The 24,155-nt window shown below is 68.3% G+C and carries 22 protein-coding genes; 12 read left to right on the top strand and 10 right to left on the bottom strand.

Annotated features, from left to right (window positions below):
• Positions 1-31: 31 nt before the first annotated feature.
• From ACRDNQ_RS02555 to ACRDNQ_RS02590, 8 genes are all read left to right on the top strand, one after another.
• Positions 32-946 (top strand): D-alanine--D-alanine ligase, encoded by a 915-nt coding sequence (locus ACRDNQ_RS02555; protein ID WP_431827055.1) that lies wholly within the window; start codon positions 32-34, stop codon positions 944-946.
• Positions 934-1,806, top strand: coding sequence for a cell division protein FtsQ/DivIB (locus ACRDNQ_RS02560; protein ID WP_431827056.1), 873 nt, complete (start codon positions 934-936; stop codon positions 1,804-1,806). The genes ACRDNQ_RS02555 and ACRDNQ_RS02560 overlap by 13 nt, the downstream gene beginning before the upstream one ends.
• Positions 1,807-1,809: 3 nt before the next feature.
• Positions 1,810-3,144, top strand: a complete 1,335-nt coding sequence (ftsA, locus tag ACRDNQ_RS02565) for a cell division protein FtsA (RefSeq protein WP_431827057.1) — start codon at positions 1,810-1,812, stop codon at positions 3,142-3,144.
• Between the two features lie 199 nt (positions 3,145-3,343).
• Positions 3,344-4,972 carry a cell division protein FtsZ gene (gene ftsZ, locus ACRDNQ_RS02570; protein WP_431827058.1) on the top strand — a complete coding sequence of 543 codons (1,629 nt, stop codon included), beginning with the start codon at positions 3,344-3,346 and terminating at the stop codon, positions 4,970-4,972.
• A 227-nt stretch (positions 4,973-5,199) separates the two neighbouring features.
• A complete protein-coding gene (gene lpxC / locus ACRDNQ_RS02575; protein WP_431827059.1) occupies positions 5,200-6,126 on the top strand; it encodes a UDP-3-O-acyl-N-acetylglucosamine deacetylase in 927 nt (308 codons plus the stop codon).
• A gap of 111 nt (positions 6,127-6,237) precedes the next feature.
• Positions 6,238-7,074 (top strand): outer membrane protein assembly factor BamD, encoded by an 837-nt coding sequence (locus ACRDNQ_RS02580; protein WP_431827060.1) that lies wholly within the window; start codon positions 6,238-6,240, stop codon positions 7,072-7,074.
• Between the two features lie 16 nt (positions 7,075-7,090).
• Positions 7,091-8,740 carry a DNA repair protein RecN gene (gene recN, locus ACRDNQ_RS02585; RefSeq protein WP_431827061.1) on the top strand — a complete coding sequence of 550 codons (1,650 nt, stop codon included), beginning with the start codon at positions 7,091-7,093 and terminating at the stop codon, positions 8,738-8,740.
• Between the two features lie 234 nt (positions 8,741-8,974).
• Entirely contained in the window at positions 8,975-10,663 is a 1,689-nt protein-coding gene (locus tag ACRDNQ_RS02590; protein ID WP_431827062.1) for a chloride channel protein, read from the top strand.
• A gap of 19 nt (positions 10,664-10,682) precedes the next feature.
• Here the strand turns inward: ACRDNQ_RS02590 and ACRDNQ_RS02595 are convergent, their stop codons facing one another.
• From ACRDNQ_RS02595 to ACRDNQ_RS02620, 6 genes are all read right to left on the bottom strand, one after another.
• Positions 10,683-11,027 (bottom strand): DUF427 domain-containing protein, encoded by a 345-nt coding sequence (locus tag ACRDNQ_RS02595; RefSeq protein ID WP_431827063.1) that lies wholly within the window; start codon positions 11,025-11,027, stop codon positions 10,683-10,685.
• Between the two features lie 47 nt (positions 11,028-11,074).
• Positions 11,075-12,862: an aminopeptidase P family protein gene (locus ACRDNQ_RS02600; protein ID WP_431827064.1), complete on the bottom strand. Its 1,788-nt coding sequence runs from the start codon at positions 12,860-12,862 to the stop codon at positions 11,075-11,077.
• Between the two features lie 101 nt (positions 12,863-12,963).
• Positions 12,964-14,835, bottom strand: a complete 1,872-nt coding sequence (gene cobT / locus ACRDNQ_RS02605) for a cobaltochelatase subunit CobT (protein ID WP_431827065.1) — start codon at positions 14,833-14,835, stop codon at positions 12,964-12,966.
• Positions 14,836-14,910: 75 nt separating this feature from the next.
• Complete coding sequence (locus tag ACRDNQ_RS02610) at positions 14,911-15,315, bottom strand: hypothetical protein (RefSeq protein ID WP_431827066.1); 405 nt, start codon at positions 15,313-15,315, stop codon at positions 14,911-14,913.
• Positions 15,316-15,541: 226 nt separating this feature from the next.
• Entirely contained in the window at positions 15,542-16,528 is a 987-nt protein-coding gene (gene cobS / locus ACRDNQ_RS02615; RefSeq protein WP_431827067.1) for a cobaltochelatase subunit CobS, read from the bottom strand.
• Between the two features lie 100 nt (positions 16,529-16,628).
• A complete protein-coding gene (locus ACRDNQ_RS02620; protein WP_431827068.1) occupies positions 16,629-17,054 on the bottom strand; it encodes a DCC1-like thiol-disulfide oxidoreductase family protein in 426 nt (141 codons plus the stop codon).
• Between the two features lie 182 nt (positions 17,055-17,236).
• On the opposite strand from ACRDNQ_RS02620, the gene ACRDNQ_RS02625 reads away from it, so the two are divergent.
• The gene (locus ACRDNQ_RS02625) at positions 17,237-18,709 is read left to right on the top strand and encodes an HTTM domain-containing protein (RefSeq protein WP_431827069.1); all 1,473 of its coding nucleotides are present in this window, start codon (positions 17,237-17,239) and stop codon (positions 18,707-18,709) included.
• Positions 18,710-18,778: 69 nt separating this feature from the next.
• The gene (gene msrB / locus ACRDNQ_RS02630) at positions 18,779-19,255 is read left to right on the top strand and encodes a peptide-methionine (R)-S-oxide reductase MsrB (RefSeq protein WP_431827070.1); all 477 of its coding nucleotides are present in this window, start codon (positions 18,779-18,781) and stop codon (positions 19,253-19,255) included.
• Between the two features lie 15 nt (positions 19,256-19,270).
• Here msrB and ACRDNQ_RS02635 read toward each other — a convergent pair whose 3' ends face one another.
• The gene (locus ACRDNQ_RS02635) at positions 19,271-19,903 is read right to left on the bottom strand and encodes a DnaJ domain-containing protein (RefSeq protein WP_431827071.1); all 633 of its coding nucleotides are present in this window, start codon (positions 19,901-19,903) and stop codon (positions 19,271-19,273) included.
• A gap of 72 nt (positions 19,904-19,975) precedes the next feature.
• On the opposite strand from ACRDNQ_RS02635, the gene ACRDNQ_RS02640 reads away from it, so the two are divergent.
• On the top strand, positions 19,976-20,233 hold the full coding sequence (locus ACRDNQ_RS02640; protein WP_431827072.1) for a BolA family protein: 258 nt from the start codon (positions 19,976-19,978) through the stop codon (positions 20,231-20,233).
• A gap of 36 nt (positions 20,234-20,269) precedes the next feature.
• Here the strand turns inward: ACRDNQ_RS02640 and ACRDNQ_RS02645 are convergent, their stop codons facing one another.
• Both ACRDNQ_RS02645 and ACRDNQ_RS02650 read right to left on the bottom strand, forming a co-directional pair.
• Positions 20,270-20,773 carry a DUF4177 domain-containing protein gene (locus tag ACRDNQ_RS02645; protein ID WP_431827073.1) on the bottom strand — a complete coding sequence of 168 codons (504 nt, stop codon included), beginning with the start codon at positions 20,771-20,773 and terminating at the stop codon, positions 20,270-20,272.
• A gap of 170 nt (positions 20,774-20,943) precedes the next feature.
• Positions 20,944-21,405, bottom strand: a complete 462-nt coding sequence (locus ACRDNQ_RS02650; RefSeq protein WP_431827074.1) for a DUF4177 domain-containing protein — start codon at positions 21,403-21,405, stop codon at positions 20,944-20,946.
• Between the two features lie 319 nt (positions 21,406-21,724).
• Between ACRDNQ_RS02650 and ACRDNQ_RS02655 the strand changes: the two genes are divergently transcribed.
• A complete protein-coding gene (locus ACRDNQ_RS02655; protein ID WP_431827075.1) occupies positions 21,725-22,387 on the top strand; it encodes a VPLPA-CTERM sorting domain-containing protein in 663 nt (220 codons plus the stop codon).
• Positions 22,388-22,479: 92 nt separating this feature from the next.
• Here the strand turns inward: ACRDNQ_RS02655 and gatB are convergent, their stop codons facing one another.
• Positions 22,480-23,991, bottom strand: coding sequence for an Asp-tRNA(Asn)/Glu-tRNA(Gln) amidotransferase subunit GatB (gene gatB, locus ACRDNQ_RS02660; RefSeq protein ID WP_431827076.1), 1,512 nt, complete (start codon positions 23,989-23,991; stop codon positions 22,480-22,482).
• Between the last annotated feature and the right edge of the window lie 164 nt (positions 23,992-24,155).

Below are 24,155 nucleotides of genomic sequence, written 5' to 3' on the forward strand. Positions count from 1 at the left end.
CGGAAAACCGGCCCCAGAGGCACGAGCGGGCATGTCAAGCAAGACATCCCCGAAGGTGGCGGTACTGATGGGCGGACCCTCGGCCGAGCGCGAGGTGTCGCTGTCTTCCGGGCGTGAATGCGCCGCCGCTTTGCGGGCGACAGGATACGAGGTGGTAGAGGTCGACGCAGGTCCCGACCTGTGCCGGCGCATGTCCGACCTTTCCCCCGACGTCGCCTTCAACGCCCTGCACGGCCGCTGGGGCGAGGATGGCTGCGTCCAGGGCCTTCTGGAGTGGCTGCGCATTCCCTACACCCATTCGGGCGTGCTGGCCTCGGCGCTGGCGATGGACAAGCAGCGCTCGAAGGCGGCCTACCGCGCCGAGGGACTGCCGGTGGTCGACGGCCGTCTGGCCTGCAAGGCCGAGGTGACGGCGCGCCACGTCCTGCCGCCGCCTTATGTCGTGAAGCCCAACAACGAAGGCTCGTCCGTGGGCGTCTATATCGTCCACGAGGCCGCGAACGCGCCGCCCCAGCTTGACGAGGCGATGCCAGATGTCGTGATGGTCGAGGCCTACGCCCCCGGGCGCGAGCTGACCACGACGGTGATGGGCGACCGGGCGCTGGCGGTGACCGACATCCTGACCGACGGCTGGTACGACTATCACGCCAAGTACGCGCCGGGCGGTTCGCGCCACGTGGTCCCCGCGCAGATCCCGGCCGAGGTCGAGGCGGCCTGCCTGGACTTCGCGCTGCGCGCGCACCGCGCTCTGGGCTGCCGGGGTGTCAGCCGCACCGACTTTCGCTGGGACGAAACCCGGGGGCTCGACGGTCTGATCCTTCTCGAGACGAACACCCAGCCGGGCATGACGCCCACCTCGCTTGCCCCCGAGCAGGCGGCGCATGCCGGCATCGCCTTCCCCGAGCTTTGCCGCTGGATCGTGGAGGACGCCTCGTGCAATCGCTGATGCCGCCGCGCCGCGACCCGGCCCCGTCGCGCCTGGCCTACCGGATGCATCGGATGATGCTGACGCCGGGCTTCCGGCGGTTCCTGCGCTATGGTCTGCCGTCCGCCGTCCTTGCGATCGCGGTGGGCGGCTACCTTGCGGACGAGACGCGCCGCCTCGACCTTGTGGCCGGGGTCGAGGATCTGCGCCGACAGATCGCCGAGCGGCCCGAGTTCATGGTGCGCCTCATGGTGGTCGAGGGGGCCTCGATCCCCGTCACCGACGCGATCCGCGCGGTGGTCGAGGTCGAGTTTCCGGTATCGTCCTTCGACATCGACCTGGCCGATCTTCAGGCCCAGATCGCCGCGCTCGAGGCGGTCGAAAGCGTGAAGGTGCAGGTGCGTTCGGGCGGCGAACTTGCGATCGAGGTGGTCGAGCGCGTCCCGGTCGCGCTGTGGCGCGACGGCGGAACGCTGCGGATGATCGACGCCGCCGGCAAGCGCGTCGCCACGATCGAACGGCGCACCGACCGGCCCGACCTGCCGTTGCTTGCAGGCCCCGGCGCCGAGCGTGCCGTGCCCGAGGCACAAGCGCTTCTGGCCGCGGCCGCGCCGATCTCGTCGCGCGTGCGGGGACTTCTGCGCGTGGGCGAGCGACGCTGGGACCTTGTGCTTGACCGCGACCAGCGCGTGCTTCTCCCCGAGACCGGCGCGGTGGCGGCGCTTGAGCGGGTGATCGCGCTGGACGAAGCGCAGGACCTTTTCGCGCGCGACATCTCGCTGGTGGACATGCGCAACCCCGGCCGGCCGACGGTGCGGGTGACGCCCGCGGGTATCGCCGCGCTGGGCCAGATCAACGGACAGACTGTTGGAGCGGACTGAGACATGAGCGACCTCTATCAGACCCAGCGTGCCATGCGGTCGATGCGCCAGGCCGCGCTGCAGCGCGGGGTGGTCGCGATCCTCGATATCGGAACCTCGAAGATCGCCTGCCTGATCCTGCGCTTCGACGGCCCGCCGCGGTTCGTCGAAGAGGACGGCGTGGGCTCGATGGCCGGGCAGTCGTCGTTCCGGGTGATCGGGGCGGCCACGACGCGGTCGCGCGGGGTCGAACTGGGAGAGACCTGCGCCCTGCACGAAACCGAGCGCGCGATCCGCACGGTGGTGCAGGCGGCGCAGAAGATGGCAAACGTCCGGGTCGATCACGTGATCGCCTGCATCGCCGGCGGGCACCCGCGCAGCTATGGCCTTGCCGGCGAGATCGAGCTTGGCGACGGCCCGGTGACCGAACACGACATCGCCCGGGTGCTGGCCTCCTGCGAGGTGCCCGACATCGGCGAGGGGCGGCAGGTGCTGCATGCCCAGCCGGTGAACTTCGCCATCGACCACCGCACCGGGCTGATCGACCCGCGCGGACAGGTCGGCAATCGCCTGGCCTGCGACATGCACATGCTGACGATCGACCATGCGGTGATCGAGAACCTGCTTTACTGCCTCAAGCGCTGCGATCTGGAGCTCGCCGGGGTGGCGAATTCGTCCTATGTCGCGGGCATCTCGAGCCTTGTGGAGGACGAGCAGGAACTGGGCGCGGCCTGCATCGACATGGGCGGCGGGGCGACCGGCATCTCGATCTTCATCAAGAAGCACATGATCTACGCCGACACCGTGCGGCTGGGCGGCGACCATGTCACCCAGGACATCTCGAAGGGGCTGCGCGTGCCGCTGGCCGTGGCCGAGCGCATCAAGACCTTCCACGGCGGCGTCGTCGCCACCGGCATCGACGACCGCGACATGATCGAGATCGGCGGCGACAGCGGCGATTGGGAAAAGGACCGCCGCACGGTCAGCCGTGCGGAACTGATCGGCATCATGCGCCCACGCGTCGAGGAGATCCTCGAAGAGGTGCGCGAGCGGCTTGACGCGGCCGGCTTCGAGCATCTGCCAAGCCAGCAGATCGTCCTGACGGGGGGCGGAAGCCAGATCCCGGGCCTTGACGGTCTGGCGCCCAAGCTCTTGGGCCAGCAGGTGAGAATCGGCCGCCCGCTTCGGGTGCAGGGGCTGCCGCAGGCGACCACGGGGGCGGCCTTTTCCAGCGCTGTGGGGTTGTGTCTTTTCGCGGCGCACCCGCAAGACGAGTGGTGGGACTTCGAGATTCCGAGCGAGCGTTATCCGGCCAGAAGTTTTCGGCGGGCGGTAAAATGGTTCAAAGACAACTGGTAACAACTACATCTTCACACGCGCGCGAAATCCCGCTGATTGCGGGCTCGATACCCCAATATTTTGTGGCAAAATCGCACATTTTTCGTGACCTCGGGGGCCTCAATGGCTAAATTGCCCGACAATCAGGACAGTTGGCCCCTTTATCGGGCCCCATCATTCGCCCTGGCGGGGGCGACAACGACAGCAGGCGGACAGATCGATGACATTGACCTTGACCATCCCTCAGAATGACGAGCTGAAGCCCCGCATCACGGTCTTCGGCGTCGGTGGCGCGGGCGGCAACGCCGTCAACAACATGATCGAGAAGCGGCTCGAGGGTGTCGAGTTCGTGGTGGCGAACACCGATGCCCAGGCGCTGGCGCAGTCGTCTGCGCCGGTGAAGATCCAGATGGGCGTGCGCGTCACCGAGGGTCTGGGCGCTGGAGCGCGTCCAACGGTGGGGGCCGCGGCGGCGGAAGAGACGATCGAGGAAATCGTCGACCAGCTGGCCGGGGCGCACATGTGCTTCATCACCGCCGGCATGGGCGGCGGCACCGGCACGGGCGCCGCGCCGATCATCGCGCAGGCCGCGCGCGAGCTTGGCGTGCTGACGGTGGGCGTCGTGACCAAGCCCTTCCAGTTCGAGGGCGCAAAACGCATGCGCCAGGCCGAGGAAGGGGTCGAGGCGCTGCAGCGCATGGTCGACACGCTGATCATCATCCCCAACCAGAACCTGTTCCGGCTGGCGAACGAGAAGACCACCTTCACCGAGGCGTTCTCGCTGGCCGACGACGTGCTGTATCAGGGCGTCAAGGGCGTGACCGACCTGATGGTGCGCCCCGGCCTGATCAACCTCGACTTCGCCGACGTCCGCGCGGTGATGGACGAGATGGGCAAGGCGATGATGGGCACCGGCGAAGCCACGGGCGAGGATCGCGCGATCCAGGCCGCCGAGAAGGCGATCGCCAACCCGCTTCTCGACGAGATCAGCCTGAAGGGCGCCAAGGGCGTGCTGATCAACATCACCGGCGGATACGACCTGACGCTGTTCGAACTGGACGAAGCCGCGAACCGCATCCGCGAGGAAGTCGACCCCGACGCCAACATCATCGTCGGTTCGACGCTTGACACCGACATGGAGGGCATGATGCGGGTCAGCGTCGTCGCCACCGGCATCGACGCCAAGCCCGCCACGTCCGACGTGCCGTTGCCGCGCCGCTCGCTTGCCGAACCTCTCAAGCCCGTCGAGGCCGCGGTCGAGGAGACCGTCTCGGTCGCCCGCGGCGCAACCGAGGTCGAGATGGCCGATGACGACGCCGACGAGCCGTCGCTTTTCGACGACATCGCGCCCGAACCGGAGTACGAACCCCGGCACGAACCGCGCCCGGCCTTCCAGCCGGCCCCGCAGCAGGCCCCGGCGTTCCGGGCCGCAGCGGCGCGGACCGACTATGACGAGGACGATCTGCCGCCGCCGGCCTATCGGCACGAGACCGCGGTCCATGACCCCATGCCGCAGGAACCGGCCGCGCGTCCGCGCCCCGGAACGCCCACGCCCGAGGCGCTGGCCCGTCTCGAGGCCGCCGTGCGCCGGGCGCCGCAGCGCGATCCGGCCGAAGCCACCGAAGCGCCGCGCCGTGCGCCCGCTCCGGCCGAGGCGGAAAAGCCGCGCTTCGGCATCAACAGTCTGATCAACCGGATGACCGGTCATCCGGCCGAAAGCGCCGCGCCGCGGCCCGCGCCGACGGCCCGCAGGCAGCCTCCGGTGGTCAGCGCCGGCCAGGAAGACGAGATGTCGCCCGAGCAGGAGCGCATCGAGATTCCGGCCTTCCTGCGCCGCCAGGCGAACTGACGCCACGTCACAATTCCGTCACGAAGGGCCGGCCGCCGCCGGCCCTTTTCTTTTTTTTCCAATGGCTTGCAGTCGCCGCGCCGCAGAATAGGCAGTTTTCTGCCGATCCGTCGCGGCCGTGTTTCAGACCGTTACAAAGATTGAATTGAGTGTTTGTCCCCCGGTCCTTAGCTGAACATCGCAAGTGGCGCATCAGATGCCGCTCGAGCAGACATTGGGGATACACCGTGCAGACGACCTTGAAATCGCCGATCAGTTTCGTCGGAACCGGGCTTCATACTGGGCGGCCGGTGCGCATGACGATTCACCCGGCGTCGGCCGAATACGGGATCTGGTTCCGTCGCACCGACGTGTCAGGTCGCGACGCTATGATCCCCGCGCGATACGATGCGGTGATCGCGTCCGAACTGTCGACGAAGCTGGCCAACGGCGCCGGTGTCGAGGTCTCGACGGTCGAGCACGTGATGGCCGCCTTGGCGGGAACCGGTGTCCATAACGCCCTGATCGAGATCGACGGGCCCGAGGTTCCGATCATGGACGGAAGCGCGGCCATCTTCGTCAAAGCGATCCTTGCCCGCGGGCTGCGGGCGCTCGACGCCCCGATCCGGGCGATCGAGGTCCTCAAGCCCGTCACCGTGACCCGCGGCGACGCCAGCGCCACGCTGCGCCCCGCCGAAGGCCTCGAGATGCGGTTCGAGATCGAATTCGACGACTCCGCGATCGGCCGCCAGGAAAAAGCACTCGACATGGCGAACGGCACCTTCGTGCACGAACTGTGCGACAGCCGCACCTTCTGCCGCAGCGCCGATGTCGATGCGATGCGCGCGCGCGGGCTGATCCTTGGCGGAACGCTGGACAACGCCGTCGTGGTCGATGGCGACGCGGTGCTGACGCCGGGCGGTCTGCGGCACGCCGACGAACCGGTGCGCCACAAGATGCTCGATGCGTTGGGCGATCTCGCGCTGGCCGGGGCCCCGCTTCTGGCGCGCTATGACGGCGAACGCGCCGGGCACGCGCTGACCAACCGGCTTCTGCACGCGCTTTTCGCGGACCCCGAGGCATTCCGCATGGTGGTGCTTGACGCAGACATGGCGGCGCGGCTTCCCGGCGCCGGCCTGACCCGTTCGGATGCGCCCGAAGTCCACGCGGCCTGACGCGCCCTTTCGTCGGCGACGCGGTGGTCGATGGGCATTTTGCCCCCCGGAAATCTGTGTTAGGACGACCTTGGCCGTGCTTCGGCCCCCTCCGCGTCGAACCGGACAAAGATGACAGGCACGCTCAGGACAACGGCATTCACGCTTTGCGCAGCGCTGGCCCTATCGGCTTGCGGTGACCAGTTTTCGTCGCGCGCGGTCCCGGTCGAGCAGTTCTCGGCCGAAGAGATCTTCGAGCGCGGGGAATTCGAACTCGTGCAGCGCAATCCCGAAGAGGCCGCCTACTTCTTCGGCGAGGTCGAGCGGCTTTACCCCTACAGCGAATGGGCCAAGCGCGCGCTGATCATGCAGGCCTTCGCTTATCACAGGGACCGCGACTACGAGAACGCGCGCTCGGCCGCGCAGCGCTTCATCGATCTTTATCCCGCCGACGAGGATGCGGCCTATGCCCAGTACCTGCTGGCGTTGAGCTACTACGACCAGATCGACGACGTGGGGCGCGATCAGGGGCTGACGTTCCAGGCCCTGCAGGCCCTGCGGGTGGTGATCGAGGACTACCCGGACAGCGAATACGCCCGTTCCGCGATCCTGAAGTTCGATCTGGCCTTCGACCATCTCGCCGCCAAGGAGATGGAGATCGGCCGCTACTACCTGCGCCGCGGCCATTACACCGCCGCCTCCAACCGGTTCCGCATCGTGGTCGAGGATTTCCAGACCACCACCCAGACCCCCGAGGCGCTGTATCGCCTGGTCGAGATCTACAGTGTCCTGGGCCTGTCCGCCGAGGCCCAGACCGCCGGCGCGATCCTGGGCTTCAACTACCAGTCGTCGGTCTGGTACCAGGAAGCCTTCGCCCTGCTGACGGGCCTTGGCCTGCGCCCCGAGGCCGAAGGCGAGGGATGGCTGCAGGACATCTACCGCCAGACCATCCGCGGCGAATGGCTCTGACCACGACCAGAATGCGATGCTGAGCGGGCTCGACATCCGCGACATGCTGATCATCGACCGGCTGGAACTGCGCTTCCAGCCGGGCCTGAACGTGCTGACCGGGGAAACGGGGGCGGGCAAGTCGATCCTTCTGGATGCGCTTGGCTTCGTTCTGGGCTGGCGCGGCCGGGCCGAACTGGTGCGCATCGGCGCCGAGCAGGGCGAGGTCACCGCCTGGTTCGACCTTGCGCCGGGGCATCCCGCCCAGGCCGTGCTGGGCGAGGCCGGTCTGCCCGCCGAGGACGAGTTGATCCTGCGGCGCGTCAACACGCCGGACGGGCGCAAGACCGCCTGGGTGAACGATCGCCGCGTCTCGGGCGAGGTGCTGCGCGCCTTGTCGGACACGCTGGTCGAGCTTCACGGACAGCACGACGACCGCGGACTTCTGAACCCGCGCGGCCATCGGCAGCTTCTTGATGCCTATGGCCGGCTGGAGCCTGCCGTCGCGGCCACGCGAAAGGCCTGGGCCGATCTGCGCGCGGCCGAAAAGGCGTTGACCGCGATGCAGGCGGCGGTCGCCGCCGCCAAGGCCGAAGAGGACTATCTGCGTCACGCCTGCGACGAGCTTCAGGCCCTTGATCCCAAACCGGGCGAAGAGGCCGAACTCGACACCCGCCGCCGCCTGATGCAGGGGGCCGAGCGGGCCCGCGGCGATGTCGCACGCGCCGCGCAGGCCCTGGGTGGCGAGGGGGCCGAGGGGCTGCTGAACGACGCGCGCCGCTGGCTCGAGGCCGGGGCCGAAGCGCTGGGGCAGGGGGCCGAGCCGCCGCTTGCGGCGCTGACGCGCGCCCTTGTCGAACTGGGCGAGGCGCAGGACGGCGTGACCCGCCTTCTCGAGGCGATGGATTTCGATCCGGCCGATCTCGAGGCCGCCGAAGAGCGGCTGTTCGCGATCCGTGCGCTGGCCCGCAAACATGGCGTGGCGCCCGACGATCTTGCCGATCTGACGTCCGAACTGGCCGCGCGGCTGGCCGCGCTTGACCGGTCGGGGGCCGAACTGACCGCGCTGGAACGCAGCCTGGCCGCCGCGCGCGCCGCCTACGACGCCGCGGCCCTTGACCTTGGGCGGCAGCGGCGCGCGGCCGCGGTCCGCCTTGACGCCGCCATGGCGGCCGAGCTTGCGCCGCTCAAGATGGAACAGGCCGTGTTCTCGACGGATATCGCGTCGGGCGACCCCGGGCCCGAAGGGGCCGACACGGTGGCCTTCACGGTCGCGACAAACCCCGGCGCCCCGGCCGGCCCGCTGAACCGCATCGCAAGCGGGGGGGAACTTTCGCGCTTCCTGCTGGCGCTCAAGGTCTGCCTGACGGCCGAAGACAGCGGCCTGACCCTGATCTTCGACGAGATCGACCGCGGCGTGGGCGGCGCCACGGCCGATGCCGTGGGGCGGCGGCTTGCGGCGTTGGCGCAGGGCGCGCAGGTGCTGGTCGTGACCCATTCCCCGCAGGTCGCGGCCCTTGGCCAGCATCACTGGCGGGTGGAAAAGCGGGTGGCCGATGGCACGACGCTCAGCCGGGTGCTGGCGCTCGATCCGCAGGCCCGGGTCGACGAGATCGCCCGCATGCTGGCCGGCGACATCGTCACGGACGAAGCACGCGGCGCCGCGCGCGCGCTTCTGGCCGGCTGACCCGGCGCGCCGCCTGATCTGCACCGCCTGATCTGCACCGCCCAGTCTTCTTCGCCCAGTCTTTTTCGCGCGAATTTGCCACGCCCGCCGGATTTCGTCCCCCGGGGCACTGGCCGGTGGCGCGCCCCTCGCCTAGGAAGGGCAGGTGGCCGCCCCCGGCCGCAAGACGCTCCGCGCGGCCGGACGGGCGGCCCGCCGGGCCGAAGGACCGGATTGCCCGTCGGGACACGCGCCATGGAAGGGCCCCCGCGCGCCACGTTTTCCAGCCGGATCGACGCGGCCATCGCCGCGCTTCGCGACGCCTGGACGGTGCTGCGTGACCGGGGTCCGACGCAGATCCAGTTCTGGTTCATCGCGCTTGTGATCGGCATCGCCGCGGGTTTTGCGGCGCTTTTCTTCCGCAAGGGCATCATCTGGCTGCAACAGACGCTTTACGGCACCGACGACGTGCGGATGCTGCACAGTTTCGCCGAGACGCTGCCCTGGTATGTGATCCTGATCATCCCGATCCTCGGCGGGCTGGTGGTGGGCGTCATCCTGCATGTCTTCACCGATGATGGCCGGGTCCGCTCGGTCGCCGACGTGATCGAAGGCGCCGCCTTGAACGAGGGCCGGGTCGAGGTCAGGGCCGGGCTGGCCTCGGCGGCGGCCTCGCTCATCACGCTGGGTTCGGGCGGGTCGTCGGGACGCGAAGGGCCCGTGGTCCACCTTGCCGGCGTTCTCTCGACCTGGGTGTCGCGGCGGATCGCCGCCGACGGCATCACCGGGCGCGACCTGCTGGGCTGCGCGGTGGCGGCCGCCGTGTCGGCCAGCTTCAACGCCCCGATCGCCGGGGCGCTTTTCGCGCTCGAGGTGGTGCTGCGCCACTTCGCCGTCCACGCCTTCGCGCCGATCGTCATCGCCTCGGCGGCCGGCACCGTCATCAACCGGCTCGAATTCGGGGGCGTCACCGAATACAGCCTGCCCGAGGAAGGCGCGCTTGCCTTCTACGTCGAGCTTCCCGCCTTCCTGATCCTGGGACTCCTGTCAGGCCTTGTCGCCGTGATCCTGATGAGGGCGATCTTCTGGACCGACGACGCCGGCACCCGCCTGCACCGCCGGACAGGGCTGCCGCGCTGGCTGCGCCCGATGGTCGCCGGGGCGCTTCTGGGCGGCATCGCGATCTGGTTTCCGCATATCATTGGCGTGGGCTACGAAACCGTCGCGGCCGCGCTGACCGGACAGATCGGGCTTTGGGACGCCATCGTCTTCTGCATGATCAAGGTCGTCGCGGTGGCGATCACTATGGGCGGGCGCATGGGGGGCGGTGTCTTCTCGCCCTCGCTGATGGTTGGCGCCCTGCTCGGGCTGGCCTTCGGCATCATCGCCACTGGGATCTTTCCGACCGTGTCGGGCACGCAGATGGTCTATGCACTGGCGGGGATGGGCGCGGTGGCGGCGGCGGTGTTGGGGGCGCCGATCTCGACCACGCTGATCATCTTCGAACTCACCGGCGACTGGCAGATCGGGCTTGCCGTGATGGTCGCGGTCTCGATGTCGACGGCCCTGGCCTCGAAGCTGGTCCACCGGTCGTTCTTCCTGACCCAGCTTGAACGGCGCAACATCCACCTTGCCGCGGGACCGCAGGCCTATCTGCTTGCGATGTTCCGGGTCGGCAACGTGATGCGCCCGCCCGACGACCCGCGCGGCCCACCCCCTGACGAGGTCGCGGCTGCGCTGAAGGACGGGCTTGGCATCGCGGCCAACGCCACGCTCGAGACCGCCATGCCGATGTTCGAGCGCACCGACCGGAGCTTCCTGCCGGTGGTGCGGACGGGCGCGCCGGACGAGCCGCCCGAAGTCCTTGGAATCCTGCACCAGGTGGACGCGCTCAAGGCCTACAACCGCGCGCTCGCCGCCACCGCCGCCGAGGAACACTCCTGACCGGCGCGAGGGCGCCCCGTCACAACTGCTCGAGCTGGACCGTGTCGAGAGAATAGAAGGCGATGTGGCCCGCGATCGCGGCCGCGGCTTCGTTCGGCTCTTCGTAGGACCACGCGGCGCTGCGCAGGACGGTGCTTTTGGTGACGATATCGTAATGCGCGGCCCGCCCCTTCTTCGGGCAGGTCGTCACCTTGTCGCTGCGTTCGAGAAACGCCATGGCGACGTCGCCGCGCGGGAAATAGATCACGGGCGGCAGATGCCCTTCGGTCAGTTCCAGCGCGTTCTGCGTCTCGCCCAGCACGGCGCCGCCGGCGCGCACCACCCACGTCCCCTCGGCCCGCCGGATGCGGATATCGTTGTTCATCGTCCCCTCCTTCGCGGCGCACCTTCGGTCCGCCGCCGTTCCCTCGTTCAGATAGCGCGCGTGGCCGCCATCAGCCAGTCGCGTGCCGCCGAACCGACGCGCGGCCCGATCCGCCGCGCGACTTCGGCGTGATAGGCGTTGAGCCAGCCGCGTTCGCCCGGGCTCAGGATCGCCGGTTCGACCAGACGCAGGTCGATCGGCACGTAGGTCAGCGTCTCGAACGCCAGCTGGTCCCGCCCGTCGCCGATCTTCGGTGCCTCCTCGACCACGACAAGGTTCTCGATCCGGATGCCGAAGGCGCCCTCGCGGTAGTACCCGGGCTCGTTCGACAGGATCATCCCCGGCTCGAGCGCGATCTCCGAAATGCGCGAGATCCGCTGCGGCCCCTCGTGGACGCCCAGGAAGACGCCGACGCCATGTCCGGTGCCATGGTCGTAGTCCAGCCCGGCCCGCCACAACGCCGCGCGCGCCAGCGGATCAAGATCGCGTCCCGCCAACCCGCGCGGCCAGCGCGCACGGCTGATCGCGATCATGCCCTTGAGAACCCGGGTGAAGCAGTCGCGCATCTCGGCAGTGGGCGCGCCCACGGCGACGGTGCGGGTGATGTCGGTCGTGCCGTCCAGATACTGCCCGCCCGAATCGATCAGAAGCAGCTCGCCCGGGCGCACCGGACGATCGGTCTCTTCGGTCACGCGGTAATGCACGATCGCGCCATGTTCGCCCGCGCCGCAGATCGTGTCGAAGCTGATCCCGCGCAGCGCGTTGGTCGCCCGGCGGAAGGTCTCGAGCTTCTTGACCACCTCGATCTCGGTCAGCTTGCCCCCGGGGGCCGCCGTGTCGAGCCAGCACAGGAACTCGACCATCGCCGCCCCGTCGCGCAGATGCGCCTCGCGGGTGCCGGCAATCTCGGCCGGGGTCTTGCGCGCCTTGGGCAGGATGCACGGATCCTCGCCCCAGGCGACCTCGATCCCGGCCGCGGTCAGGATCTCGCTCACCGCAAGGGGGGCCGTGGCCTTGTCGACCCGCACCGGGCCGCGCAGGGCCGCCAGTGCCGGTGCCAGCCGGTCGGGCCGCAGGACGCGCACCTCGTGCCCGGGATCGACATGCTCGAGCTTCGCGGGATCGGCGAAGAGGTCGACGATGCCATCGGCATGCAGGATCGCGAAGGCCTGCAGGACGGGCATCTGCGGCAGGTCGCGCCCACGCAGGTTCAGAAGCCACGAGATGCTGTCAGGCAGCGTCAGCACCGCCGCCATCTGTCCCGCCTCGCGCAGGACGCGGCCAAGCTCGGCCCGCTTCTCGGTCGAGGTTCGCCCGGCAAGTTCGACCGGATAGGCCTCGGCATGGCCGGCGGGCGGTGACGGCTGGTCGGTCCAGATCCGGTCGATTAGGTTCTCGCAGGGCCGCAGCACCACCCCGGCGGGCGCAAGCTTGCGCTCCATCCGCTCGACCTCGGCTGCGGTGTGCAGCCAGGCGTCGAAGCCCAGGACTGCGCCGCGGGGCAGACGCGTGGCCAACCAGTCCTCGGGCCGCGTCGCGGGCCAGTCGACGGGGGTGAAATCCCCGGCCACCTGCACCCGAACCTGCAGCCGATATCGGCCATCGACAAAGATCCCGGCCGCGTCGCGGGTCAGTGCGGCGATCCCGGCCGATCCGGTGAAGCCCGTGAGCCACGCCAGCCGTTCGTCGCGCGCCGCCACGTATTCCCCCTGATGGGCATCGGCGCGCGGCACGAGGAAGGCATCGATGCCTTCATCCGCCATCGCCGACCGCAGCGCCGCAAGCCGCGGCGGTCCCTGGTCGGGCGTGGTCGTGGCGCGGAACGTCTGGAACATGGCAGTCTTCTCTTTCCAAGTACTCCGGGGGAGGCCCGCGTCAGCGGCGCAGGGGCAGAGCTCCCCTTCGCCCCGACCTGTCCGATCCGCCCACGGACCCGTCAGCCCGCCTTGCGGATCCCCAGGAACTTCGCCCGCGCGCGCGGATCCTTGTCGAACAGGCCGGCAAGCTGCTCGGTCATCGCGCCGGCCAGCTGGTCGACATCGGTGATCGTGACCGCGCGCTGGTAATACCGCGTCACGTCGTGCCCGATGCCGATGGCGATCAGTTCCACCGCGCGGCGGCGCTCGACCATGGCGATGACGTCGCGCAGGTGCTTTTCCAGATAGTTCGCGGGGTTCACGCTGAGGGTCGAATCGTCCACCGGCGCGCCGTCCGAGATCACCATCAGGATCTTGCGCGCTTCCGGCCGCGCCAGCATCCGCCGGTGCGCCCATTCCAGCGCCTCGCCGTCGATGTTCTCCTTCAGCAGGCCCTCCTTCATCATCAGGCCCAGGTTCTCGCGCGTGCGCCGCCAGGGGGTGTCCGCGCCCTTGTAGATGATGTGGCGCAGGTCGTTGAGCCGCCCCGGGCCCTGCGGGCGGCCATCGGCCAGCCATTTCTCGCGCGACTGCCCGCCTTTCCAGGCCCGCGTCGTGAAGCCCAGGATCTCGACCTTGACCTGGCAGCGTTCCAGCGTCCGCGCCAGCACGTCGGCGCAGATCGCCGCGATCGAGATCGGGCGGCCGCGCATCGAGCCCGAGTTGTCGAGCAGAAGCGTCACCACCGTGTCGCGGAATTCAGTGTCTTTCTCGACCTTGAAGGACAGGGGCGTGGTGGGGTTTGCCACCACCCGCGCCAGGCGGCCGGCGTCCAGGATGCCTTCCTCGCGGTCGAATTCCCAGCTGCGGTTCTGCTGCGCCTGCAACCGCCGTTGCAGCTTGTTGGCCAGCCGCGAGACCGCCCCCTTCAACGGGTCGAGCTGCTGGTCGAGATAGGCGCGCAGGCGTTCCAGTTCGGCCGGCTCGGCCAGGTCCTCGGCATGGATCTCCTCGTCGTACTCGGCGGCATAGACGACGTAGTTCGGGTCGGCCTCGCTTGCCGGCGCCGGCGGCGGCGGTTCGAGCGGGGCTTCGCCTTCGGGCAGTTCGGTCTCCTCGCCCATCTCGGCGTCGGCCAGGTCGTCGGCGGCGACCTGTGCCTGGCTCGGGTCCATCTGCTGGTCCTGGCTTTGCTCGGGCGACGCGTCCATCTCGTCGCTGTCGCCGTCCTCTTCGCCCTGGGCCTCGGGGTTGTCCTGCTCTTCGGGGCCGTCCTGCGCCTCGTTCTCGTCCTCGCCGGCGTCGGGGTCGTCGCCCAGCTGGTCGCCATAGCCGAGATCGCTGATGACCTGCCGGGCGAAGCGGGCGAAGGCCGTCTGGTCGTCGAGTTTGGCGTCGAGGTCGTCAAGCGTGCCGCCCGCCGCGTCCTCGATGAAACCGCGCCACAGGTCGAGCACGTTTTCCGCCCCCGGGGGCAGGGGGCGGCCTGTGGCGCGCTGCCGGATCATATAGCCCGCGGCCGTGGCAAGCGGCGCGTCCGCGGCCTCGCGGATCTGGGCAAAGCCCTTGCGCGCGGCTTCGGCGGCGATCTTGGCGTCGATGTTGCCGGCGGTGCCGGGCATCACCCGCGCGCCGATGGCCTCGCAGCGCGCTTCTTCCATCGCGGCGTAAAGGTCGCGCGCCATCTGGCCCTGCGGCTGGTAGCGGCTGAAGGTCTTGCCGTCGTGATAGCGGTGGCGCAGCGCAAGCGCATCGGCCGTGCCGCGGGCCAGCATCACCTCGTCGCGCGTCATGCGCCGCGTGACCTGGGGCAGGCGGATCTGGTCGGCGGTCATCCCCGGCGGGTCGACCGAATAGCTGACCGTCAGGTCGGGATCGTCGGCCATCACCTTGGTGGCTTCGGCCAGCGCCTTCTTGAAGGGATCGGCAGGATTGTCGGAAGCAGGCTTCATGCCGGGATAGATCGCGCCCCCGGGGGGAAAAGGCAAGGGGAAGGGACGCCCGTGCGCGGGCGGCGATCGTTCGGGTCAGGTTCCGGGCAGGAGGCGCAGGCAGCCGGCGACGCGGGCCTCGGCCGCCGCGGCCGAGGCGGGCCGCGCATGGGGATCCTCTGCGAAGGCGGCGCGCGTCAGAAGCATGGCCTGCTCGGCGCGGGCGGTGACGCGCCACGTCAGGGTGGTGCCCTCAGGAAGTCCCTGGGCCTCTGCATCGGGCAGAACGGCGTCGAGAAGGTCAAGGAACGCCGCCCGCCGCGCGGCCGTCACGTCCGAAGCCGGCCCGTCGAACAGCCGCTGATGCTCCTCGAGCGCCAGAAGCCATCCGGCACAATCGGCGAAGACCCGGGCGCGTTCATGGGGCGACGGAGGCAGCGCCGCCGCCTGGGTGGCGCAGAGGGCCGCGAGGGCGGCAAGGATTTTTCGCAAATCGCCCATGATGTAAGCATCATGCAGGAAATCTTGCCGAGCAATTGATCGAAATGCGAAAACAAAGCGGCGTTGCGCAAAATGCGCAGTCGAACCGGACCCGGCGGCGGGACCGCCCTGCGCGGGCCTTGGGGCAAGGCTGTGGTGTGAAGGCGCCGCGCCCGCCGGTCAGAGGCGGGACGGGGCAAGCCGGGCCACCCCGCGACCTGTCGCGTCGCTCAGGGGTTGGGCGGTCTCAGGCCACGCTGGTCGAGGCCGCGCTTTCGGGCAGTTCCTCGTCGAAGCAGCGCTGGTAGAACTCGGCCACCGTCTGGCGCTCGAGCTCGTCGCACTTGTTGAGGAACGTCAGCCGGAAGGCATACCCGAGCGAGCGGAAGATCTCGGCGTTCTGCGCCCAGGTGATGACCGTGCGCGGGCTCATCACCGTCGAGAGATCGCCGTTCATGAAGGCGGTGCGCGTCAGGTCGGCGACCGTCACCATCTGGCTGACGATCTTGCGGCCCTTTTCGGTGTTGTAGTGCGGCGCCTTGGCCAGGACGATCGCGGCTTCGGCGTCGTGGCTGAGGTAGTTCAGCGTGGCCACAAGGCTCCAGCGGTCCATCTGCGCCTGGTTGATCTGCTGAACGCCGGTGTAAAGCCCGGTGGTGTCGCCAAGCCCCACGGTGTTCGCGGTTGCGAACAGGCGGAAATAGCGGTGCGGGGTGATGATTTCGTTCTGGTCGAGCAGCGTGAGCTTGCCGTCATGCTCGAGCACGCGCTGGATCACGAACATCACGTCCGGCCGGCCGGCATCGTATTCGTCAAAGACGATGGCCGTGGGATTGCGCAGCGCCCAGGGCAGGATGCCCTCCTGGAATTCGGTCACCTGCATCCCGTCGCGCAGCTTGATCGCGTCCTTGCCGATCAGGTCGATCCGGCTGATGTGACTGTCGAGGTTGACGCGCACACAGGGCCAGTTGAGCCGGGCCGCGACCTGTTCGATATGGGTCGACTTGCCGGTGCCGTGATAGCCTTGGATCATCACCCGGCGGTTGTGCGAGAATCCGGCAAGAATGGCGAGCGTCGTGTCGGGGTCGAACTTGTAGGTGGTGTCAAGCTCGGGCACGCGCTGGGTGCGCTCGGGGAAGGCCCGCACGATCATGTCGCTGTCGATCCCGAAGACCTCGCGGATCGAGACCTCCTCGCTGGGTTTCGCGTTCTGATCGATCATGCCGTCGGCCATTGTGGGTCCTTCCGTCTTGCGCCCCCGCGGGCGCCGGAGGTGTGGTGCAACATATCGCCGGCAAGGGCAAGGGGAAGGGCGGCTTGGGGGCAGGCGGGGCCTATTGCGCGCCGATCGGCCGGCGGCCCAGAAGCCGCAAGGTCAGGTTCCGCCCGGCGACCATCGGCGGATAGATCACCCGCGCCAGCCCGGGCCGGCGGAACAACGCGCGCATCGTGCGGTTGAACAGCCCCGAGGGCGTCGTCATCAAGGCAAGCGCGGTCATCGCCGCGTCGCCGTGGTAAAGCCGGCCGTCCATCTTCACGACCATCCCCCGGTCAAGGTCAAGGCCTTGCCCGCGGATCTCGTCCAGCACCGGATGCCCGCCCGCGCGCGCGTCGACCAGCGTGACCGGTCCCGCGCTTTCGCGCAGGCGCGTCATGCGGACATAGGCCGCGCAGAACGGACATTCGCCGTCATAGACGACAAGGGGGCCTTCTCGGGCGGGGGCCAGGGGGTCGGCCAGGGGGTCGGATCGCGTGTTCATGCTGCCTCATATAGTGCGCGCGCGGGGATTTGTCCGATAATCTGTGGGCGTACCGCCGGCAAATACACCCGGGGTTTATGGGAAAGTTCCAGGTTTCGGTGCAAACCCGGGGACGACGGGCGTCTCTTTCCTTTGCCGGGGACTGCCTGCAGACTGCCATTCGACCACGAGACGCCCACCCGATGACCGACGCCGCCCTCACGCCGACCGCCCGATCTGCCGCCGAACCGCTCTGGCGCCGCGCGCAGGCCTATCTGTCGCAGCCTGTCGCGATCCAGTCGCTGGCGGTCACGCGCATCCTCTTCGGGGCGATCATGGTCTGGGACTGCTATCGTTACATCAAGTACGACCGCATCTTTCGCTACTACGTCGAGCCGACGTGGAACTTCCCCTACTTCGGCCTCGATTTCATCCGTCCCTTGCCCGAGCCCTGGATTCACTGGGCCTGGCTGTCGGTCGGGGTGTTTGCCTTCCTGGTGATGATCGGCGCTTTCTACCGCGTCGCGATCATCGGGTTCACGCTGGTCTTCGGCTACTTCTTCCTTCTCGACAAGACGCAGTACCTCAACCACAACTATATGGTCCTGCTTTATGCGGTGCTGTTGTGCTTCGCTCCGGCGGGGCGGGCGTTCTCGGTCGATGCCTGGCGGCGTCCCGAAACGCGGATGGCCTTCATCCCGCGCTGGCCGGTGGCGGCGATCCGGCTTCAGACCGAGATCATCCTGATCTACGCCGGCATCGTGAAGATCACCGACGACTGGCTGCGGGGCGAACCGCTGGGGATGTGGCTGCGCGCGCAGGCGGAGGATCACGTGTTCGGCTGGATCTTCCAGTATGACTGGGTGATCCTGATGGGGACCTGGGGCACGATCGGGCTGCACATCCTGGGGGCGCCCCTGCTTTTGTGGCGGCGCACGCGGCTGGCGGTCTTCCTGACCTACTGCGTCTTCCACATGTCGAACTCGGTCTTCTTCAACATCGGGATCTTCCCCTGGCTTACGATCGCGATCACGCTGATCTTCTTCGATCCCGACTGGCCGCAGCAACTGGCCCGCCGCGCGCTGGGCCTGTTCGAGACGCTGCCGCCGATGCCGCGGCCCGAACCCGCCGCGCTTGGGGTGCCGGCGCTTGGAACCGGCCTGATGGCGGTGCTGGCGGTCTGGTTCGCGGTGCAGATCGCGGTGCCGCAGCGGCAGATCTTCTTCCCCAATCTTGTCGGCTGGACCGGTGACGGGCATCGCTTCTCGTGGCGCATGCGGATCTACGACCGCAAGGCGGAAGGCGTCTTCGTGGTCCATGATCCCGCGCGCGGCGTCACCGTCACGGTCGATCCCTTCGCCGTGATGTCGGCGCGGCAGGCCCGAGCGGTGCTTACGCGGACGGACCTCATCCACGATTTCGCGCAGCTCCTCGAGGCGCAGGCGCGGGCCGAGGGCATGGGCGATGTCGAGGTGCGCGCACAGATCGTGAAGTCGCTGAACGGCCGGCCAAGGCAGCTTTATGTGGATCCCGAGGTCGACCTGACCGCCGTTGCCTACAACTGGCTGCGCCCCGATCCCTGGGTGCGGCCGCTCGAGACGCGGGCCGGCGTTTCGGACGCGCTGCCCGACTGGCTGCCGCCCTGGCCCCAGCAGCGCCCGTGGGAGGCCTTCTGACCGCACGCGGCTTCGTGATTTGGCCGTGTTGCGGTTGCCGGTCTAGGGTCGCCCCACAAGGAGGACGCCATGAACCGACGCGAAATTCTGTCCGGGGCCACGATGGCCACAGCGCTTGGCCTTGTGGCCGGGCTTTCGCGGCCGGCATCGGCCGAGACCTTCGAGGTCACGCGCACCGATGCCGAATGGCGGGCCATGCTGAGCGACCTTGAATACCGGGTGATGCGCGAAGAGGGGACCGAGCGTGCCGGCACCAGCCCGCTCGACAAGCGTTACGATCCCGGTCTCTACCAGTGCCGCGGGTGCGACCTGCCGCTTTACGCGTCGACGGCGAAATACGACAGCGGCACCGGATGGCCGTCCTTCTGGGAGGCACTGCCCGACGCGATCGGAACCAAGCCCGACCGCAGCTTCTTCATGACGCGCACGGAGTGCCACTGCCGCCGCTGCGGCAGCCATCTGGGCCATATCTTCGACGATGGCCCGCCGCCCACCGGCAAGCGTCACTGCCTGAACGGGGCAAGCCTGGTCTTCTTGCCGGCCTGAGGGCCTGCGCGGGGATCAACCCGCGAAGTTGCGGCTGTCCTTGATCTGGTCCCAGGCCCAGACGACTTCCTGAAGGCGATCTTCGTCCGACCGGTTGCCGCCGTTCATGTCTGGGTGAAGATCCTTGACCAGACTCTTGTATTGCTTTCGGATTTCCGCCTTCGTCCAGTGATCCTTCGCCTCGAGGATATCAAGCGCCCGGCGTTCCGTCGGCGGCAGCTTGCGGGTGCCGGTGATCGATTTGCCGGGATTGCGCGTGGCGTTCTCGCCCAGCACCTGCAACGGGTCGTCGACGCCGAGCCGCGCCCAGGCGCGCTGTTCCTCGCTGCGCTTGCCGAAGGGCGCGGTCGGGCGTTCCCAGACACGGTCCTTGTCAAGCTGCGCCTCGAATTCCTCCTCGGTCGCGCCGTGGAAGAAGTTCCATTTCAGGTTGTACTCGCGCACGTGGTCGCGGCAGAACCAGAAATAGTCGTCCAGCGTATCGGGCGACTTCGGGGCGCGGTACTGCCCCTGATCCTCGCAGCCGGGGTGATCGCAGGCGCGCTGCGACGTCTCGACCGCGCCCGACATGCCCCGCCGGGTGCGCGAGCGCTTCTTCTTGTCCGTTGAAACACGAAGATCGAAACCGAAGGGATCGTCCTTGCTCATGCGCGCACCTTTCCGACTCGGACCCGAGAGTGTAGTCGTTTGCGCCACAGATTGAAGAGGGACGGGGAAAAAATGCCGGTGGCCGACGAGATCCGCGAAAGCCTGGAACGCACCTTCGCGCCCAGCGAACTGACCGTCACCGACGAAAGCGAACGCCACCGCGGCCACGCCGGCTATCGCGAAGGTGGCGAAAGCCACTTCCGCGTGGCGATCCGGGCAAGCGCTTTCGCGCCGATGTCGCGGATCGAGCGGCACCGCGCCGTGCATGAGGCCCTTGGACCCGACCTTGTGGGTCGCATCCATGCGCTTGCCCTGAAGATCGAGGGCTGACCGACCCGGCCCTGCCAGACCACAGGGCGAACAGGGCTACTCGGCCGCCGTGGCGATCCGGCGGGGCGCCCGCGCGGCCGGCGGCGTCATCGCGATCCGACGGGCGCCGGCGCGCACACGCTCGACCGCTTCGGGGCGCGTCACGCGACGCGCGCGGGCCTGCGACATCGCCTCGGCCACGCCAATGGCGGTGGTTTCCGAGGCCGGACGCGCGACGGCGTCAGGGGGCACCGGAACCGGCAGGGGCGCCGCCGCTGTGGACGGCCCCTCGACCTGGTGCGTCAGCAGAAGCGGCCTTGGGTCGGACTGCACGGGGCGCTGGAACACCACCAGTTCGCGCGTCTCGGTCCGGTGCAGGAATGGCCACCGGCCGCGCCGTTCGGTCACGACGTCGGTGCGGACGTAGATCCAGCCCTCGCGGCCCATGTCGTTGAGAAGTTCGGAAAACAGCGCCAGAAAGCCGTCGCCGGCGCTGGTGTCAGCCTTGCCGCGCGCGGGCTTTGCCGGCGCAGGGATCACCCTGTACTCGTACTCGATCATCACTTACCCCACCACACTGCCCCCAGTTGTCGCGGGATCGCGCCCGGGTTTCAAGCGCGGCGTCGGGCAAAGCTGGCAAAACTCCGGCCCGAATATGGCAACAATGCGGCAGCGCCCCGCCTGTGCAGGATCTCGGCCTGGCCTCGGCCCGGTCTGGGCTGGACGGCGGCCTAAGGCGCGGCGGCCCCGTTCTTCTTGTCATCGGCCGAACCGTCCGAATGCCCGTCCGTGCGTGCGTCCGTGCGTCCGTCCGCGCGCGCCAGCGCCGGGCCGACGGCAGGCGCGCGGGCCGTGCCGTCCTCGGGCGTGCCGCGCGACGGGGCGCCAAGCCGCGGCACGGCGGCCGCGGGCCCGGGGATCGCGGTCACCCGGACCTCCGGCGTCTGGATCTGCGCCTCGTCCAGGGCGCGCCGGAACACCAGCATGTTCTTGTAGGACACCGAACGCCCGGTCAGGCCCTTGCGTTCCTCCATCGGCAGTGTGTCCGTGCGCAGGTATTCCCAGCCGTCGCGGGCGATGTCGTTAATCAGCGTCGCAAGGGCGTTGGCGAAGCGTTCGTCGGGGGTGCGGGCGGTCTTGGCCTTCAGCCCCTGTCGCGGTGCGGCGACGACCTTGTATTCGTAGCGCGGCATCCGGTGGTCCCCTCCGTGACGTCCGATCCTGGGTTTGGGCGCCTACATAGCCTTGCAAGGGTGCCTCCGGCAAGCCGCAGGCGCCCACCTGTCCGGCGACGGGCGACGACCGGCGAATCCCCGCAGTCACGCGCCGCCGGCTTGGTTCGGCCAAGCCCGGCTTCCCTGGACAGTTTCGCGCCCTCAATCCTATTGTTTATGGGCTGTGCACGATCGGCCACAGAAACACCATAGTTTTTCAACGAATTCGCCGCCATGGCTTGGCCTTTGCGAAGCCGCATGCTAGCCCAAACGGGTAGGTAGATATTGGGTGAGCATCATGATCGGCAGAGCAGTAGCGACGGCGACACTGTGCCTTGGACTTTCAGCCGGCGCCGCTTCTGCGGCCACCGTGTACGCGCAAGCGGTGACCGGCTATGACACGAACGGTTCCGCAACAAGCTGCGCCATCGGCGACGCAGGCTTCTCGACGTCGACGAGCCGCGCGAACCTGTGCAACGCGCTGGGCGAACCCGACCATCCGGGCGGCGGCGTCGAAGGCAAGTTCCTGTCGGCGGGCAACTATGCCGCGCTGAAGTTCACCTTCGGCGGCCCGATCACCGGCCCGATCGAGATCTACGAGATCACCTTCGGCCGCAACAAGAGCTGGCAAGAGACGCTTGGTCTTGCTTTCGTGCTTATGGGGTCGGACGGCGCGGCCTTTGGCAGCATCTTGCCCACGGCCCAGGTCGTGAACAGCGATGGAACCGAGGGCGCGACCGACGACACCTTCAAGCTGTCCTTCGGCACAGCCGCCAGCATCGGCGTGATCAAGGAACTCTGGGTCTTCGACCTCACTCCGAAGAACACGGCAGCGGGTAAAGGCGGCGGCTTCGACATCGACGCGATCGGCGCGGTTTCGGTTGTCCCGCTTCCGGCGGCCGCGGGTCTCCTGCTCGCCGGCCTTGGCGGTCTTGCCATGGTGCGCCGCCGCAAGGGTTGAGCGATCCACAGATTGCACGAACGGCGGCCCACGGGCCGCCGTTTTCGTTTTGATGGGGTCAGTCCGAACCGTGAGCGCAGCGCGCCCGGGCATCAGAGCCCAAGCTTCGCGCTTACGATGTCGTTCACGGCCTGGGGATTGGCCTTGCCGCCGGTGGCCTTCATCACCTGGCCCACGAACCAGCCGGCAAGCTTGGGGTTCTGGCGCGCCTTTTCGACCTGCGCCGGGTTCGCGGCGATGATCTCGTCCACCACCGTCTCGATCGCGCCGGTGTCGGTGACCTGCTTCATGCCGCGCGCCTCGACGATCGCCGCCGGGTCGCCGCCGTCGGTATAGACGATCTCGAACAGGTCCTTGGCGATCTTGCCCGAGATGTCGCCCGTCGCGATCAGGTCCAGGATCGTGCCCAACTGGGCCGGGCTGACCGGGCTTTCGGTGATGTCGCGGTCGTCCTTCTTGAGGCGTCCGAAAAGCTCGTTGATGACCCAGTTCGCCGCGGTCTTGCCGTCGCGGCCGGCGGCCACCTCTTCGAAGAAATGCGCGGCCTCGACCTCGGCCGTCAGGACGCCCGCGTCGTAATCCGTCATGCCATAGTCGGCGATGAACCGGGCCTTCTTCTCGTCCGGCAGTTCGGGCAGGCTGGCGGCGATGTCGTCGACCCAGGCCTGCTCGATCTCGAGCGGCAGAAGATCGGGGTCGGGAAAGTAGCGATAGTCATGCGCCTCTTCCTTCGAGCGCATCGACCGCGTCTCGCCCTTGTCGGGGTCGTAAAGGCGGGTTTCCTGATCGACGGTGCCGCCGCCCTCGACGATCGAGATCTGGCGCCGCGCCTCGACCTCGATGGCGGCCTGGATGAACCGCATCGAGTTCATGTTCTTGATCTCGCAGCGGGTGCCAAGCACGGACGGGTCGCCGGTTTCGCGGAAATGCTCGTAGGCGCCCGGCTCGCAGATCGAGACGTTGACGTCCGCCCGCAGGTTACCGTTCTGCATGTTGCCGTCGCAGGTCCCCAGATACCGCAGGATCTGGCGCAGCTTTCCGACATAGGCCGCCGCTTCCTCGGGGCCGCGCAGATCGGGGCGGCTGACGATTTCCATCAGCGCGACGCCGGTGCGGTTGAGGTCGACGAAGGACATCGCGGGGTCCATGTCGTGGATCGACTTGCCGGCGTCCTGTTCCAGGTGGATGCGTTCGATCCGCACGCGGCGCGCGATGCCGGGGCCCATGTCCACGATCACCTCTCCCTCGCCCACGATGGGGTGGTAGAGCTGGCTGATCTGATAGCCCTGCGGCAGGTCGGGGTAGAAATAGTTCTTGCGGTCGAAGGCCGACCACAGGTTGATCCGGGCCTTCAGCCCCAGTCCGGTCCGCACCGCCTGGGCCACGCAGAATTCGTTGATGACGGGCAGCATGCCGGGCATCGCCGCGTCGACGAACGAGACGTTCGAATTCGGTTCTGCTCCGAACGTGGTCGAGGCGCCGGAAAAAAGCTTGGCCTTCGACGCCACCTGGGCGTGGACCTCAAGCCCGATCACAAGCTCCCAGTCCTTCTTCGCGCCGGCGATGACCTTGGGTTTCGGGGCCTCGTAGGTGAGGTCGAGCATGGGGCTCTCCGTCAGTGGAACCCCCCGGTTCTAGGCGAGCGTGCGGCGGTGGGCAAGGGGGGATGGCCGCGGTCCTGAGATCCCGCAAGATGGTTCAACCCGTTGATCCAAAACGTGATATCGCTAACGAATGCGTTTCCCCGACTTGTGCGCTTTCGCAGAGT

The sequence above is a fragment of the Saliniferula longa genome, assembly GCF_050789285.1.
Lineage (GTDB): Bacteria > Pseudomonadota > Alphaproteobacteria > Rhodobacterales > Rhodobacteraceae > CAVPWP01.